A 12,444-nucleotide genomic window follows, 5' to 3' on the forward strand; every position below is an offset into this window, starting at 1 on the left:
ATTGCATCTATCATAAAAGAAGGCCGGCATGAACTACCGGCCGTCAGCAACAAGTCTCATTTTACGCTAGGTTCACCTAGCTTTTAAAAAATTATACCAAGGAAAGAAAAAAGCTGTCAATCCTTCGGGTAATTTGTCACTTACTCTTCCTTCATCAAAGGAGGCAGTTGTATCTCCATTTTCTGATCATAATCCCAAAACTCTACGATAAGATGAAGTCGATCTTCTGGGGCATTGCGACTGGTTGCTTCTATTACAACTTTGTGAATCACTTCATTCCAGGGGTTAACCCAAATCCGATATTGAAAATCTTTCCAAAGCGTCGTCAAGAGTTTGTTGGCGGCTACTGCATCCAATTCAAGAATAAGGCAATCGGTTTCACGTATTTTTTCTCGACCTGAAATCATAGCTTCTTTGATCTCACTAATTTCTAGTAAGGAAAGCGGGCTAATCTCTTTCAATAATAGATCTTGCTGCCCCAGATCGCTTTTATTAACACGATACCAACCTTTCTTCAAGGGATCCCAAAGATAAAAGGCTTTGTCGTCAAGAAAGATTTCTGTTGGTGATTGTAGCATCACTCCTTTAAAATGAAAAAGCCCTTCTTCTGATTTCTCTCCGGAAAAACGACTTACCAGTTCATCTCTTCCGTCGACACGTATAAAAAATCTACTTTCAAAGCGAAAATCGGAACTTAGTAAAGTTTCTGTCATTGCTTTCACTGCGAGTGCTTGTGGATCTTCAGGATTCCATCGTTTGTGATAGATCCAGTATGTTGTAGCGCTCCCAGCGATTAAAGCCATAACTACAATTGCGATTAGCAATTGTACCCACCAGCGCTTCAAAACAAAAAAGCCCCCTTTCTTATAGCTCTTCCTTTACAGGAAAGATATTTGCTAAGAAAGGGAACTATGTTACTTTTAGCGCATTGCGCCTATCACTCTGGTCTCGCGCACTCGCTTGCTTCTTCTTTTAAGATTGCTAGACCATGAGGTAGCGCTGGCATAATGACAGCTAAACATTCAGCAACTGCTTTAGGGCTTCCTGGTAAATTAATCAGAAGGCTTTTCCCGCGTAGTCCTGCTACACCCCTTGTTAACATAGCCCGATTTGTAATTTTCATCGATTGGGCTCGCATGGCTTCAGCAATCCCCGGAACGAGCCTTTCTATCACATCTAAGGTTGCTTCTGGCGTTACATCTCGTGGTGAGAAGCCTGTTCCTCCTGTAGTAAGAATCAGATCGACCTTCTCATCATCAGCCATTTTTCGCATTGTTTCGGCAAGGATAGCTCGCTCATCGGGTACTATTTTATAGGTGACAACTTGGCCACCTATGGTTTTTACTTGCTCTGCAATAACTTGGCCAGACCGATCCTCTCGTTCCCCACGACTGCCTTTATCGGAAGCCGTTATAACACCAACACTGATCATTTCTTGATCACCTCGGGTCGCGAAAGGACAGTAACTGGATCGCCCACTTGGATCGAACCACCCTGTAGTACTTTAATAAAAATACCTTCTTTAGGCATAACGCAATCGCCTGCTTGATAGTATATGGCACAGCGTTGGTGGCATTCTTTACCTACTTGGCTTACTTCTCCTATAGCACTTTCACCAAGTTGAATCTTGCTCCCGATGGGTAAGCGAAGAAGATCAATGCCTTCTGTCGTAATATTTTCTGCAAAATCACCAGGGTGGACATCAAGGCCAAGTTGACGCATTTTTTCAATGCTTTCTAAGGCCAATAAGCTAACTTGTCGGTGCCAGGGCCCACCGTGGGCATCGTCTTGCAAACCAAATTCAGGTACTAAGAAGCCTTGGTGAATATTTTTTTTACGCATGCCTTTTTTCTCACTGCTACAAACAGCAACAATTCGTCCTTCCTCTCTTTCTGCGGATGGACCTGGACTGATCACTGTTTTATTATTGTTATTTTCTTCAATGGCTTCTTTGTTTATAAAATGACCGCTCTTACCACCTTTTTTTTCAACCAGACGAATTTCACCGATGACCATGGCTTTGTCCATCGCTTTGGCCATATCGTAAATGGTTAAAGCGGCCGCCGAAGTCGCTGTTAAGGCTTCCATTTCTACACCCGTCTTGCCTGTTGTTCTGACCGTTGCTTCTATGGTAACAGCAAAGGCGGTTTCGTCGAAGGTGAAGTCTACATTGACACCTGTGAGCATGAGAGGATGGCAAAGTGGAATCAAGTCGCTCGTTTTTTTTGCAGCCATGATGCCAGCGAGACGCGCTACAGAGAGGACATCTCCTTTGTCTATGCGCCCTTCTCGAATTCGCTGGAACGTTTCTTTGGACATGCTGATCCTACCTCGTGCAACAGCCTCGCGCTCTGTATCTGCTTTGGAGCTTACATCGACCATGTGAGCTCGCCCTTGTTCATCAAAATGCGTCAATTCTGACAAGTGAACTCCTCCAGTGTGATATAGTTAACCACCGATTTGTGACATCATGCGAGCTTGTCCTCCCCAGCCCTGATCAGACAGAAAGTGCTGATCAGGTTTAGAGCTTATGGCTTGCATAAAGAGAAGCTGTAGCTTCTTTTCTGTAGCCCCCAGTCTTAGAGGTGTCTTCAAGTCAATTTCTTTTGCACCATGTAAGCAGGGCCGCAATTGCCCTTCTGCAGTAAGTCGTAAGCGGTTACAGCTATTGCAGAAGTGCTTGGAAATTGCACTAATAAAACCGACTGTTCCTTGTGCTTTCTCTAAAGTATAGTACGTTGCCGGTCCACTCCCTTTAATCCCATCGTGCTTGTATAGCTTCTGGCCGGACTGGTTGATCTTGCTGATCATTTCTTCAATGGAAACAAAGTGTCCGCGAAAAGATTGTTCACCTTCGCCAATGGGCATTAATTCGATAAAGCGAACATGGACAGGCCAGCGCTTGGTGAGACTGGCAAAGTCAGCGATTTCATCATCATTTATCGATCCCATAACAACGACATTAACCTTGACTGGATGAAAGTTCGCATTGAGAGCCGCTTCAATACCTGACCATACATCTTCTATGGTACCGTTGCGCGTTATATCTCGAAAGCGATCCGAGCGCATGGTGTCTAAACTAATGTTTACACGGTCAAGACCGGCCTCTCGCAAGTCTTGTGCATACTGGGGTAGTAAGATACCATTGGTTGTTAAGGCAACGTCTTCAATACCTGGTATGGCTTTTAGAGCAGCTACAAATGAGGTTAAGTTTTTGCGAACAAGAGGTTCCCCACCGGTGATACGCACCCGTCGAATGCCAAGAGATGCGGCTACCTTGATCATCTTTTCCATTTCTTCAAAGGTCATGATATCGTCATGACCTAACAAGGAAATACCATCTTCAGGCATGCAATAGACACAGCGAAGGTTACAGCGATCGGTAACAGATACCCGTAAGTAGTGAATATCGCGAGAAAAACGGTCGAGCATGAAGGGCACCTCTTTTCCTTTGAAGCTTTCGCTGATTATTTAAAAGCAGCCTAATTGACAAGCACGTATCTTAATGCCTAACTCATCAGCCATGGCACCGATTTGATCATAGGGAATCTGTAATTCTTCTGCAAGAGCCCTTGCTTTTTCACAGGTGATAGCCTGTTTAGAAGCTTCTTGTTGTAGTCGTTCTTTGAGTTTATCTTTGGTTAATTCGGACATTTTATGAAGACCTCCTTCTATATTTATGTAAGCAAAATGACGCCTAATCAAAAAGACCAACTCCTAGTAGCGATGGAGTGGTCTTTCATTATCATGTAGACTGCTCCTTTCCAAAAAGGGAGGCTTGGTCGTTTCCCACCAAACCGTGTTCTTGCCTTTGACGGCAAGGATGGCCCTGCTGTCGTAGAGTGAAATCCGTAGACAAGAGGGCTCGGAACATGCGCTATTTAGATCTTTTGTTTATATAACAGATTAAGTCTTATTCTTCTTCAAGTCAAGAAGTAAAGACACTTTTCCAGAACCTTTTATCCTGTTTAGGCATAGTATAGCGTAGCAATATAAGTCTACTGGAACAGTTAAAGCAGGTGATCCTTTGAAGTGGGCTTTGGTTCTAAGCGGTGGCGGTTCTAAAGGTGCCGCTCATATTGGTGTTATTCAAGCTCTTGAAGAGGCGAAGTTAAGGCCTTCGATGGTTATTGGAGTTAGTGCTGGTAGTTTTGTTGCTTCCTTGTATGGAACAGGCTATTCATCATCGGAGATGTTGTCTATTACGAGAAAGTATCATGATCATTTTCTTTTTGACTTTGACTGGCGCTGGGCTTGGCATGCTCTACTTGGTCTTTTTTATAAAATCTGTGGAAAACCTTCTCTTTCCCTTTGGCCACGTATACCGAACGGGATTTTGCGTGGGCGACAATTTGAACGACTTTTGGAGCGCATCTGGGATCAACAATGTCTTGATGGTACATCTCCGCCTGTTGTTATTACGGCTACCGATCTTGTGACTGGTTCTTCAATCTGCTTTTTACCAAAAGGGCTATCCCCTCTTCGTCCTTTGCCTTACCGGCGTTTCCTTTATGATGTACCTATCGCGAGGGCCGTTCGGTCGAGTTGTGGTGTACCTGGTGTTTTTCAACCTCTTTATATGGACTCTATGGCTCTTGTTGATGGGGCCGTTCGCTCCAATCTGCCTGCCGATATAGCCCAGGCACTGGGCGCCGAAAAAGTTATTTGTGTTAATTTGCGCAATCCTGATCTTCCCGGTCATTCTACAAAGAATTTGATTGAAACAATGCTACGCTCCTTAGATATTCTAGGCTATGAAACAGATCTTCGCACACTTCAAGAAGGTGCTGACTTGGTTCTTGAACCTTCTGTAACGATGTCTGTTTTTGATTTTAGCCAAATTGATGGAGCCGTTCAATCAGGCTATAAAACGACTCTTTCTGCATTGCCAGAAATTCGACGAATCTTAGAAAGTCCAAAAAAGAAAATAGTAGAGAAAGAGCGGCCCCTATCATCTAATCACTTACAAGCACAGATACCATCGAAACCACAGATCCGTTTCAATGGCAGAAAAAAACCCCTGGCGTGATTTCGCTACATTAGCGATAGGCCGGGGGATTTTTTTATGCACCATAGGCTAAAATAATAGACTGGGCAATAGACTTAATACTCGTTCGCTTGTTCATAGCTTGCTTTTGTATTCTCCGGAAAGCTTCTGTTTCACTGAGCCCTTGATGATTCATTAACAAGCCTTTTGCTTTTTCCACAAGTTTACGTGTCATTAGGGTATCTTTAAGCTTGTTAATTTCTTGTTCAAGCTTGATTACTTCTCGATAACGACTTACAGCAATATTCATCATCGGTTCTAGTGTTGTAATATTTACGGGCTTTCGTAGATATGGAATGACCGTCTCGCTTTCTGATCGACCATACATTCCTATGTAGTTAGATTCTACTAATAGAATGACTGCACAAAGTCTTTCTTCTTCAATAATCTCAGCTACATGTTCTCCATCTCGTAACGAAGCGTTATGTGTGATAAAAGCAAGATCGGGGGTCAGTCGACGTAGGACTTTCAAAGTCTCTAAGCTACTCCTAGCTTCCCCCACTACAAAATGACCCAGTGTATGCAAAATTTTCTTTAGCTCTTTGCGTTGATTTTCATCGCTATCACCAATAATAACTTTCAAACTGTGCATAACTTCTCGCCCCCATCGTTATCACTGTAACATGTCTGTATAACTAGACATTACTACCACTGGAATTCCAGAAGCATATCAGGATTGTATTCTCTGTTTTGTAATTATATCCTATGATTTTTTTTCTTCTTGCTTTTATTGTAACGACAGAATAAGGAGACGTCAAAGGCTTCAGCTTATGTATACATAATTCTTACAGTATATCTTGTGATATAATTGTAGAATAAAGAATTATTTTTAGAGGAGAAAACGATGGATTACCTCGTTCTTATAGTAATTGGACTTTTTGCCGGTGCTCTTGGTTCTCTCGTAGGTGTTGGAGGTGGCTTTGTTGTCATTCCTCTTTTACTTCTCTATTTTGATTACCCTCCTACTTGGGCGGTTGCAACTTCTTTAACCTTTATCTTTTTCAATTCACTGTCTAGTTCTTTAGCTTATAATCAGCAGAAACGTATCGATTTCAAAACAGGCCTTCCTTTTGCTATCAGTACCATTCCTGGTGCAATAGCTGGTGCTTTTATCATCCCATACTTTGGAGAGCGAACTTTTGACAATGCCTTTGGGTTCTTACTAATCGCAGTTTCTCTTTTTATGCTTTTTCGACCCCAAGGTCCTGCCAAAGATCGCTCTCCTGCTTGGATGGGCCCTAAAATGACTAGAGAGTTTATTGATGCTCGTGGCGAAAAGCATCAATATTCCTTTAGTCTTCGTTTTGGGATGCTTTTAAGCTTTGGCGTTGGTTTTTTATCCAGTCTTTTTGGCATTGGAGGTGGCATTATCCATGTGCCGGCCATGACCTTGTTATTGGGCATACCTCCTCATATTGCAACGGCTACCTCAATGTTTATTCTCACCATTTCCACCCTAGTCGCTTCTTTTGCCCATTTTACACAAGGGAATGTGCAGTGGATGACTGCTCTTTTTCTGGCACTAGGGGCTCTCGTGGGAGGACAGGTTGGTGCTCGATTGGCTCCCTTAATCAAAGGGGCTCTCTTGATGCGTATTTTTGCAATTTTGATGTTTATTTTGGCAATTCAGTTGTTGACGAAGTAGGAAATAGAGAAAGAGCAAGCTCGATATTGGCTTGCTCTTTTTGTAGAAAATTTTTGCTTGTTGTTACAGATGATTGGGACTTTAGAGCACTTGGGCTGTTCCTGCGTAGATTAGGCCTCGTTCTGAGTCTAAAGTTATTTCCATGCCTTCTTGAAGAGCTTCCATGGCATCTTGGACGCCTACAATTACGGGAATGTTGTAGTGAAGACCTACAATGGCCGCATGAGAGGTGAGTCCTCCTTCTACTGTGACAATGCCACTGCAGCGCTCAATGGCTGGAATATATTCTTTATCTGTTCCAAGCGTAACGATAATTTGACCTTCTTTTACTTGTTCAGCTTCTTTGGCGTTGCGACAAAGTGCGACTGTTCCAACAGAGGTCAATTTTCCAATACCCATTCCACGGGCTGCGATTTTTCCAGTGATATGGACTTTGACCATGTTGGTTGTCCCAGATACACCAACAGGTACGCCTGCTGTTATGATGACAAGATCGCCTGATTGGATACGCTTCTCTTTCTGTGCTGATTCTATCGCTTCTGCTAGCATGTCATCGGTGCCCGTTCTTTCTCGTACTTTCATCGGCTCGACGCCCCAGACGATAGCCAATTGTCTCGTCACAGCTTCTTCTGGCGTCGATGCGATGATGTTACATCGGGGACGGTATCTTGAAACCATTCTTGCTGTAGAGCCTGATTTGGTAAGGGTGATGATCGCTTTGGCAGATAGGTCAGAAGCAATGACACAAGTGGCATGGCTGATTGAATCTGTCACATTTTTGAAGCTAGCATGTTTACAGCGCGATAGTTTTTCATCCTGGTATAGCATTTCTTCTGCTCTTTTGGCAATTCTAGCCATCATTTCTACAGCTTCAACAGGATATTTACCAGCTGCTGTTTCTCCGGAAAGCATAATGGCATCGGTACCGTCAACGATAGCATTGGCAACATCGGTTGCTTCCGCTCGTGTTGGGCGCGGGTTGCGAATCATTGAGTCGAGCATTTGTGTGGCTGTTATTACCGGTTTGCCCCTATTATTACATTTTTCGATAATTTCTTTCTGTACGATAGGCACGTCTTCTGTGGGAATTTCAACACCTAAATCGCCACGAGCAATCATGATTCCATCTGAAACTTTGAGGATGCTATCAATGTTTTTGACGCCTTCATGATTTTCGATCTTGGCGATCAGTTGAATGGATGCACCATGTCTTTCTAGAATTCTGCGAATGGCAAGCACATCAGAACTATCACGGACAAAAGAAATGGCAATAAAGTCGACTTGATGTCTTACAGCAAAAGCCATATCGGCCAATTCTTTTTCAGAAATGGCGGGTATATTCAAGGACAACCCTGGTACGCTTACGCCTTTACGATTGGTGACTGCCCCACCTCCAACAACGGTACACAAGATCCGATTTCCTTCAATGCGCAAGACCCTCAGTTCAATGTTACCATCATCAATTAATATGGTAGTACCGATAAAAACATCCTGAGCCAAAGCAGCATAGGAAACAGGTAGGGCTTGTTCATTGCCTTTTCTACCATCATCTGGATAAAGCCATACTTCTTTATCTTTTTCTAAGATCGCTTTGCCCTCTTCAAGTACACCGATGCGCACTTCTGGCCCTTTGGTATCGAGTAAGATGCCAATGGGCTCATTCGTCTCTCGAGCTGCTGCTCTCACGGCATTAATTGCTTTTTCATGGTCTTTGTGGCTGCCATGAGAAAAGTTAAAACGAGCGACTCTCATTCCGGCTCTAATCATTTTTATAAGAGTTGCATGTTCTCCACTTGCAGGACCAATGGTACAGACGATTTTTGTACGTAACAATCTTTTGGCCCCCTTTGTCTATTCCAATCTGTCCTTCACTACTATTGTTCCTCTTTGTAATCGGAATATTTTATAGGGCCATAATAAAACCCGCAGGTCTTTGGTGGATAATTCCATCCAGTAAGACCTCCGGGTTACCTGGTTGATGTTACATTTTTAAGTTGGTTTTTTTGCTTCGTGATTGACGTCTTTCTAAATTAACTTTAGCCTACTTTGCTATTCTGATAGAGAGGTTGATCGACATATACTCTATCTCGACATTGTGGGCAGGCAAATTCATCATGCCAGACAACTGGAATCTCGGGATTGACCAATAAATCATGCAAGACCAGTCTAGCACCACATTCTGAGCATGTCGCATCTATGTAGACAGGCCTACCGTCTGGTCTTGGATCATAAGCAGCAAATTCTTTCATCATTGGTCATCACCTCCTCACGATGTACTATCAATTTCGAAAACATTATACCATGAAAAGCCAAAAAAATCTGTTAAGAAAGATTAAACAAAAGTTTAAATCGTGTTATGACTGTTTCGATTCTGTTAAATAGATAGTACACCAGAAAGTTGATAAAGACCCATATCCAGTTCATTCTTACTTTGTAGCGCCTCAACAAGGTCTTTTTCGACAAGCTCCCCTTTTTCTACAGCGAGCATAACAGCGCCTTTTTTTTGCAGGAGCAAAGCGACGGCCTGCGCTCCCATGCGAGAGGCCCAAAGTCGATCTAAAGCCGTTGGGCTGCCTCCTCGTTGAATATGCCCTAGAATGGTAACTCTTGTCTCTAAGCCTGTTCTCGCTTCGATGTTTTCTCCTATTTTGACAGCACTTCCTACGCCTTCCGCCACAAGTATGATCGAGTGAAGCTTGCCTCGATCATGACCACGAAGAAGACGTAAGCAAACCTTATCTAGATCAAAGGGTACTTCCGGTACTAAGATGGATTCGGCACCGCCGGCTAAGCCAGCTTGTAAAGCAATATGACCAGAGCTTCGTCCCATTACCTCTATTACATTGGTTCGATCATGAGACGTGGCAGTATCTCGAATCTTGTTAATCGCGTCTAAAACAGTATTCACAGCTGTATCAAAGCCAATCGTATATTCTGTTCCAGGAATATCTCTATCAATGGTACCTGGAATACAGATGACGGGAATGCCTCTTTCAATAAACGTCATGGCACCACGAAAAGAGCCATCACCACCGACGACAATGAGGCCTTCAATCCCTGCTTGGCCAAGTATGGTTGCCGCTTTGTCTTGATTCGCTTTCTCCATGAATTCCATGGAACGAGCTGTTCGTAAGATAGTGCCCCCACGATGAATAATATCGCCTACGGATCCAACATCGAGAGGAATAAACTCTCCGGCTAACAATCCTGCATAGCCTCGCATAATTCCTGTGACCTTTAAACCGTTATAAATAGAGGCACGAACGACTGCACGAATACAAGCGTTCATACCAGGTGCATCGCCGCCTGAGGTCAAGATACCAATTCTTGTAACCATCGCGCATTGTCCTCCTGTCGGCAACTTTTTTGATTATCATGCCCTGCACCAAGATATTTCAGAACAGCTTCGTCATGACAGGAAATATTATGCATTTTTTAGATATCTAATGCATTTAAGCCCATACGGCGGTATTTTTCGTATCTTTTAGAGAGTAGATCCTCTTTGGATTGTAGCAATGCCGATAGCTCTTCTTCTAGGGCTTTTTCTAGTTCCTGGGCTGCACCAGCAGGATCACGGTGAGCACCACCTGAAGGCTCAGGAACAATGCGATCAATCACCTTTAGTTCATAAAGGCGCTCCGCTGTGATGCCCATCGCGCTGGCTGCTCTCGGTGCCTGTGTGGAATCTTTAAAAAGAATGGACGCCGCTGATTCCGGTGAAGCAACGGAGTAAATAGCATGCTCCATCATCAAAAGCCGATCGCCTACGCCAAGGGCCAATGCGCCTCCACTACCACCTTCTCCAATGACGACAGAAATAATCGGTACTGGGAAAGTGGCCATTTCAAAAAGGTTGCGTGCAATGGCTTCAGCTTGTCCTCGTTCTTCAGCGCCAATACCACAGTAGGCACCGGGTGTATCAATAAAACAGATAATAGGCCTGTTGAACTTAGCGGCTTGTCGCATCAAACGAAGTGCTTTTCTGTATCCCTCTGGATGAGGCATGCCAAAGTTGCGATATAAGTTCTCTTTCGTGTCTCTGCCTTTTACATGACCAATAACGGTTACGGGCCGATTGTGAAAAAGACCAATGCCGCCGAAAATAGCCGGATCATCTCCGTAAAGGCGATCCCCTTTTAGTTCAAAAAAGTTCTCCACGAGCAAGCGAGTATATTCGACACTGTTAGGGCGCAAAGGATGGCGTGCCAACTGGGCTTGTTGCCAGGGCGTAAGATTCTGATAGATATTCTTTTTCAGTTCCTGCGCCTTTTTCTCTAAAGTAACAATCTCACCGACGAGATCGAGGTTTTTATCACGGGTAAAAGCTCGTAATTCCTCTATCTTGGCTTCTAATTCATAGAGAGGCTTTTCAAAGTCCAGTGGTGCCATCGCTGCTCCCTCCTTCGTTTCCTGCTCTATGTAAAGCAAGCAGGATTGCCAGTTCTTTGCGCATCTCTGTTCGATTCATAATGAGATCGACCATGCCATGCTTTTGTAAAAATTCTGCACGTTGAAAACCTTCCGGCAATTTCTGGCGAATGGTTTGCTCAATGACGCGAGGTCCTGTAAAGCCAATTAAGGCACCTGGTTCGGCAATGATGACGTCGCCTAGCATAGCAAAACTTGCAGTGACACCACCCGTTGTCGGGTCGGTAAGTACTGAAAAGTAAGGTACACCTTTTTCAGCAAGACTACTTAGTGCTGCACTGGTACGAGCCATCTGCATCAAAGAAAGAACGCCTTCTTGCATTCTGGCGCCACCAGATGCGCAAAAAAGGATTAAAGGACAGTTATGGTCACGGGCGCCTTCGATGGCACGAACAATCTTTTCACCGACTACGGTGCCCATGGAAGCCATAATAAAGCGAGGATCCATAATACCTACAACAACATTATGGCCATCTACCTTGCCTATCCCTGTAAGAATGGCTTCCGATAAAGATGTGTCTCGCTGCGATTTTGCTACTTTTTCTTTGTAGCCTGGAAACTCGAGTGGATCTTTTGACGTAATCTCTCGATCCCATTCCACAAAAGTATCGGTATCAAAAAGCATTTGGACTCGTTCATGAGCTGTCATCCGAAAATGAAAGTCACATTTGGGACAAACTTTATAATTCTTTTCTAGCTCTTTTGTCAAGAAAATTTCTTGACATTGGTTACATTTGATCCATAGACCATCCATTTGAACCGCGCCCTTCCTTACTGGAGTAGGAGCTTTCTCTACTAGAAATATTAACTACCGAGGGCCCCACTAATAATTTCATGAGCTTCTTCTGCTTCTGATTCTGGCACAAGAATCTCAACTGAACCAGAGTCACCCAAGTGGGGGACTCCTACTGGCCTTAACATGACAAGCAGTCCTTCTGTCGTTAGGACGTTTTTCAATGTATCAGCAGTACTACGATTGGGCGCAATATATACTACAGTCCACACAAGGTTCACCTCACAATAATTGGCTATATTTTACCGCTTGTCTTACCCTATTTTCTTAACTACCTGCTTCAACTTCTCCATGCTTGGTGTAAACCGTAGCTTTGCCTCGAATCTTCATGGCTGACGTATGTTCAGTGAATTGAACAACCATGACTTCGCCTTTGTCTAGTTTTTCAGAATGATGAAAACGAGTATCTTTGCCTCTCGTCAAGCCAATGATAGTTACACCATTTTCTAATGCTTTAACAACGAGGTAGTCGCCTGCAATAATTTGTTCCTTTTCTTGCAAAGGGAACACACCTTCCCTCTTAAATTGCTA

15 protein-coding genes, 1 pseudogene and 1 riboswitch are annotated in these 12,444 nt (G+C 43.6%); of the genes and pseudogenes, 2 read left to right on the forward strand and 14 right to left on the reverse strand.

The genetic code is table 11. The annotated features are described in order from the left end of the window. Positions 1–140 precede the first annotated feature (140 nt). The 6 genes and pseudogenes from FTV88_RS02125 to FTV88_RS02145 form a co-directional block, all read right to left on the reverse strand. Positions 141–845 carry a hypothetical protein gene (locus FTV88_RS02125; RefSeq protein ID WP_153724182.1) on the reverse strand — a complete coding sequence of 235 codons (705 nt, stop codon included), beginning with the start codon at positions 843–845 and terminating at the stop codon, positions 141–143. 92 nt (positions 846–937) lie between these two features. Continuing rightward, the gene (locus FTV88_RS02130; RefSeq protein ID WP_153724183.1) at positions 938–1,432 is read right to left on the reverse strand and encodes a MogA/MoaB family molybdenum cofactor biosynthesis protein; all 495 of its coding nucleotides are present in this window, start codon (positions 1,430–1,432) and stop codon (positions 938–940) included. After that, on the reverse strand, positions 1,429–1,842 hold the full coding sequence (locus tag FTV88_RS15595) for an MOSC domain-containing protein (RefSeq protein WP_207707936.1): 414 nt from the start codon (positions 1,840–1,842) through the stop codon (positions 1,429–1,431). Before FTV88_RS15595 ends, FTV88_RS02130 begins: the two co-directional genes overlap by 4 nt. A 99-nt stretch (positions 1,843–1,941) precedes the next feature. Continuing rightward, positions 1,942–2,424, reverse strand: a pseudogene (moaC, locus tag FTV88_RS15600) (cyclic pyranopterin monophosphate synthase MoaC); the annotation flags it as partial. 24 nt (positions 2,425–2,448) lie between these two features. Next, positions 2,449–3,432: a GTP 3',8-cyclase MoaA gene (gene moaA / locus FTV88_RS02140; RefSeq protein WP_153724185.1), complete on the reverse strand. Its 984-nt coding sequence runs from the start codon at positions 3,430–3,432 to the stop codon at positions 2,449–2,451. 39 nt (positions 3,433–3,471) lie between these two features. After that, on the reverse strand, positions 3,472–3,654 hold the full coding sequence (locus FTV88_RS02145) for a hypothetical protein (protein WP_153724186.1): 183 nt from the start codon (positions 3,652–3,654) through the stop codon (positions 3,472–3,474). 87 nt (positions 3,655–3,741) lie between these two features. Continuing rightward, positions 3,742–3,883: riboswitch (molybdenum cofactor riboswitch) on the reverse strand. A 144-nt stretch (positions 3,884–4,027) separates the two neighbouring features. On the opposite strand from FTV88_RS02145, the gene FTV88_RS02150 reads away from it, so the two are divergent. After that, entirely contained in the window at positions 4,028–5,029 is a 1,002-nt protein-coding gene (locus FTV88_RS02150) for a patatin-like phospholipase family protein (RefSeq protein WP_153724187.1), read from the forward strand. A gap of 34 nt (positions 5,030–5,063) precedes the next feature. On the opposite strand, the gene FTV88_RS02155 is transcribed toward FTV88_RS02150, so the two are convergent. Continuing rightward, positions 5,064–5,639: an ANTAR domain-containing response regulator gene (locus tag FTV88_RS02155; protein WP_153724188.1), complete on the reverse strand. Its 576-nt coding sequence runs from the start codon at positions 5,637–5,639 to the stop codon at positions 5,064–5,066. A 252-nt stretch (positions 5,640–5,891) separates the two neighbouring features. Between FTV88_RS02155 and FTV88_RS02160 the strand changes: the two genes are divergently transcribed. Then, complete coding sequence (locus FTV88_RS02160) at positions 5,892–6,692, forward strand: sulfite exporter TauE/SafE family protein (protein ID WP_153724189.1); 801 nt, start codon at positions 5,892–5,894, stop codon at positions 6,690–6,692. Between the two features lie 81 nt (positions 6,693–6,773). On the opposite strand, the gene pyk is transcribed toward FTV88_RS02160, so the two are convergent. From pyk to mtrB, 7 genes are all read right to left on the reverse strand, one after another. After that, positions 6,774–8,525 carry a pyruvate kinase gene (gene pyk, locus FTV88_RS02165; protein ID WP_153724190.1) on the reverse strand — a complete coding sequence of 584 codons (1,752 nt, stop codon included), beginning with the start codon at positions 8,523–8,525 and terminating at the stop codon, positions 6,774–6,776. Positions 8,526–8,728: 203 nt separating this feature from the next. Continuing rightward, a complete protein-coding gene (locus FTV88_RS02170; RefSeq protein WP_153724191.1) occupies positions 8,729–8,944 on the reverse strand; it encodes a hypothetical protein in 216 nt (71 codons plus the stop codon). A 122-nt stretch (positions 8,945–9,066) separates the two neighbouring features. Continuing rightward, entirely contained in the window at positions 9,067–10,029 is a 963-nt protein-coding gene (pfkA, locus tag FTV88_RS02175) for a 6-phosphofructokinase (RefSeq protein WP_153724192.1), read from the reverse strand. Positions 10,030–10,127: 98 nt separating this feature from the next. Then, positions 10,128–11,081 carry an acetyl-CoA carboxylase carboxyltransferase subunit alpha gene (locus FTV88_RS02180; protein WP_153724193.1) on the reverse strand — a complete coding sequence of 318 codons (954 nt, stop codon included), beginning with the start codon at positions 11,079–11,081 and terminating at the stop codon, positions 10,128–10,130. After that, positions 11,062–11,925, reverse strand: coding sequence for an acetyl-CoA carboxylase, carboxyltransferase subunit beta (gene accD, locus FTV88_RS02185; protein WP_279236984.1), 864 nt, complete (start codon positions 11,923–11,925; stop codon positions 11,062–11,064). Before accD ends, FTV88_RS02180 begins: the two co-directional genes overlap by 20 nt. Then, positions 11,925–12,125: a glutamate decarboxylase gene (locus FTV88_RS02190; protein ID WP_153724195.1), complete on the reverse strand. Its 201-nt coding sequence runs from the start codon at positions 12,123–12,125 to the stop codon at positions 11,925–11,927. Before FTV88_RS02190 ends, accD begins: the two co-directional genes overlap by 1 nt. Before the next feature lie 55 nt (positions 12,126–12,180). Then, a complete protein-coding gene (gene mtrB, locus FTV88_RS02195) occupies positions 12,181–12,414 on the reverse strand; it encodes a trp RNA-binding attenuation protein MtrB (protein ID WP_153726469.1) in 234 nt (77 codons plus the stop codon). Positions 12,415–12,444: the final 30 nt, after the last annotated feature.

The sequence above is a fragment of the Heliorestis convoluta genome (assembly GCF_009649955.1).
GTDB classification, from domain to species: Bacteria; Bacillota; Desulfitobacteriia; order Heliobacteriales; family Heliobacteriaceae; genus Heliorestis; species Heliorestis convoluta.

Excerpts from the sequence above, each read along its gene's own strand:
- FTV88_RS02160 (WP_153724189.1), top strand. The coding sequence starts at position 5,892 with ATGGATTACCTCGTTCTTATAGTAATTGGACTTTTTGCCGGTGCTCTT.
- moaA (WP_153724185.1), bottom strand. The coding sequence starts at position 3,432 with ATGCTCGACCGTTTTTCTCGCGATATTCACTACTTACGGGTATCTGTT.
- pfkA (WP_153724192.1), bottom strand. The coding sequence starts at position 10,029 with ATGGTTACAAGAATTGGTATCTTGACCTCAGGCGGCGATGCACCTGGT.
- FTV88_RS02180 (WP_153724193.1), bottom strand. The coding sequence starts at position 11,081 with ATGGCACCACTGGACTTTGAAAAGCCTCTCTATGAATTAGAAGCCAAG.
- FTV88_RS02155 (WP_153724188.1), bottom strand. The coding sequence starts at position 5,639 with ATGCACAGTTTGAAAGTTATTATTGGTGATAGCGATGAAAATCAACGC.
- FTV88_RS15595 (WP_207707936.1), bottom strand. The coding sequence starts at position 1,842 with ATGCGTAAAAAAAATATTCACCAAGGCTTCTTAGTACCTGAATTTGGT.
- FTV88_RS02130 (WP_153724183.1), bottom strand. The coding sequence starts at position 1,432 with ATGATCAGTGTTGGTGTTATAACGGCTTCCGATAAAGGCAGTCGTGGG.
- FTV88_RS02170 (WP_153724191.1), bottom strand. The coding sequence starts at position 8,944 with ATGATGAAAGAATTTGCTGCTTATGATCCAAGACCAGACGGTAGGCCT.
- FTV88_RS02145 (WP_153724186.1), bottom strand. The coding sequence starts at position 3,654 with ATGTCCGAATTAACCAAAGATAAACTCAAAGAACGACTACAACAAGAA.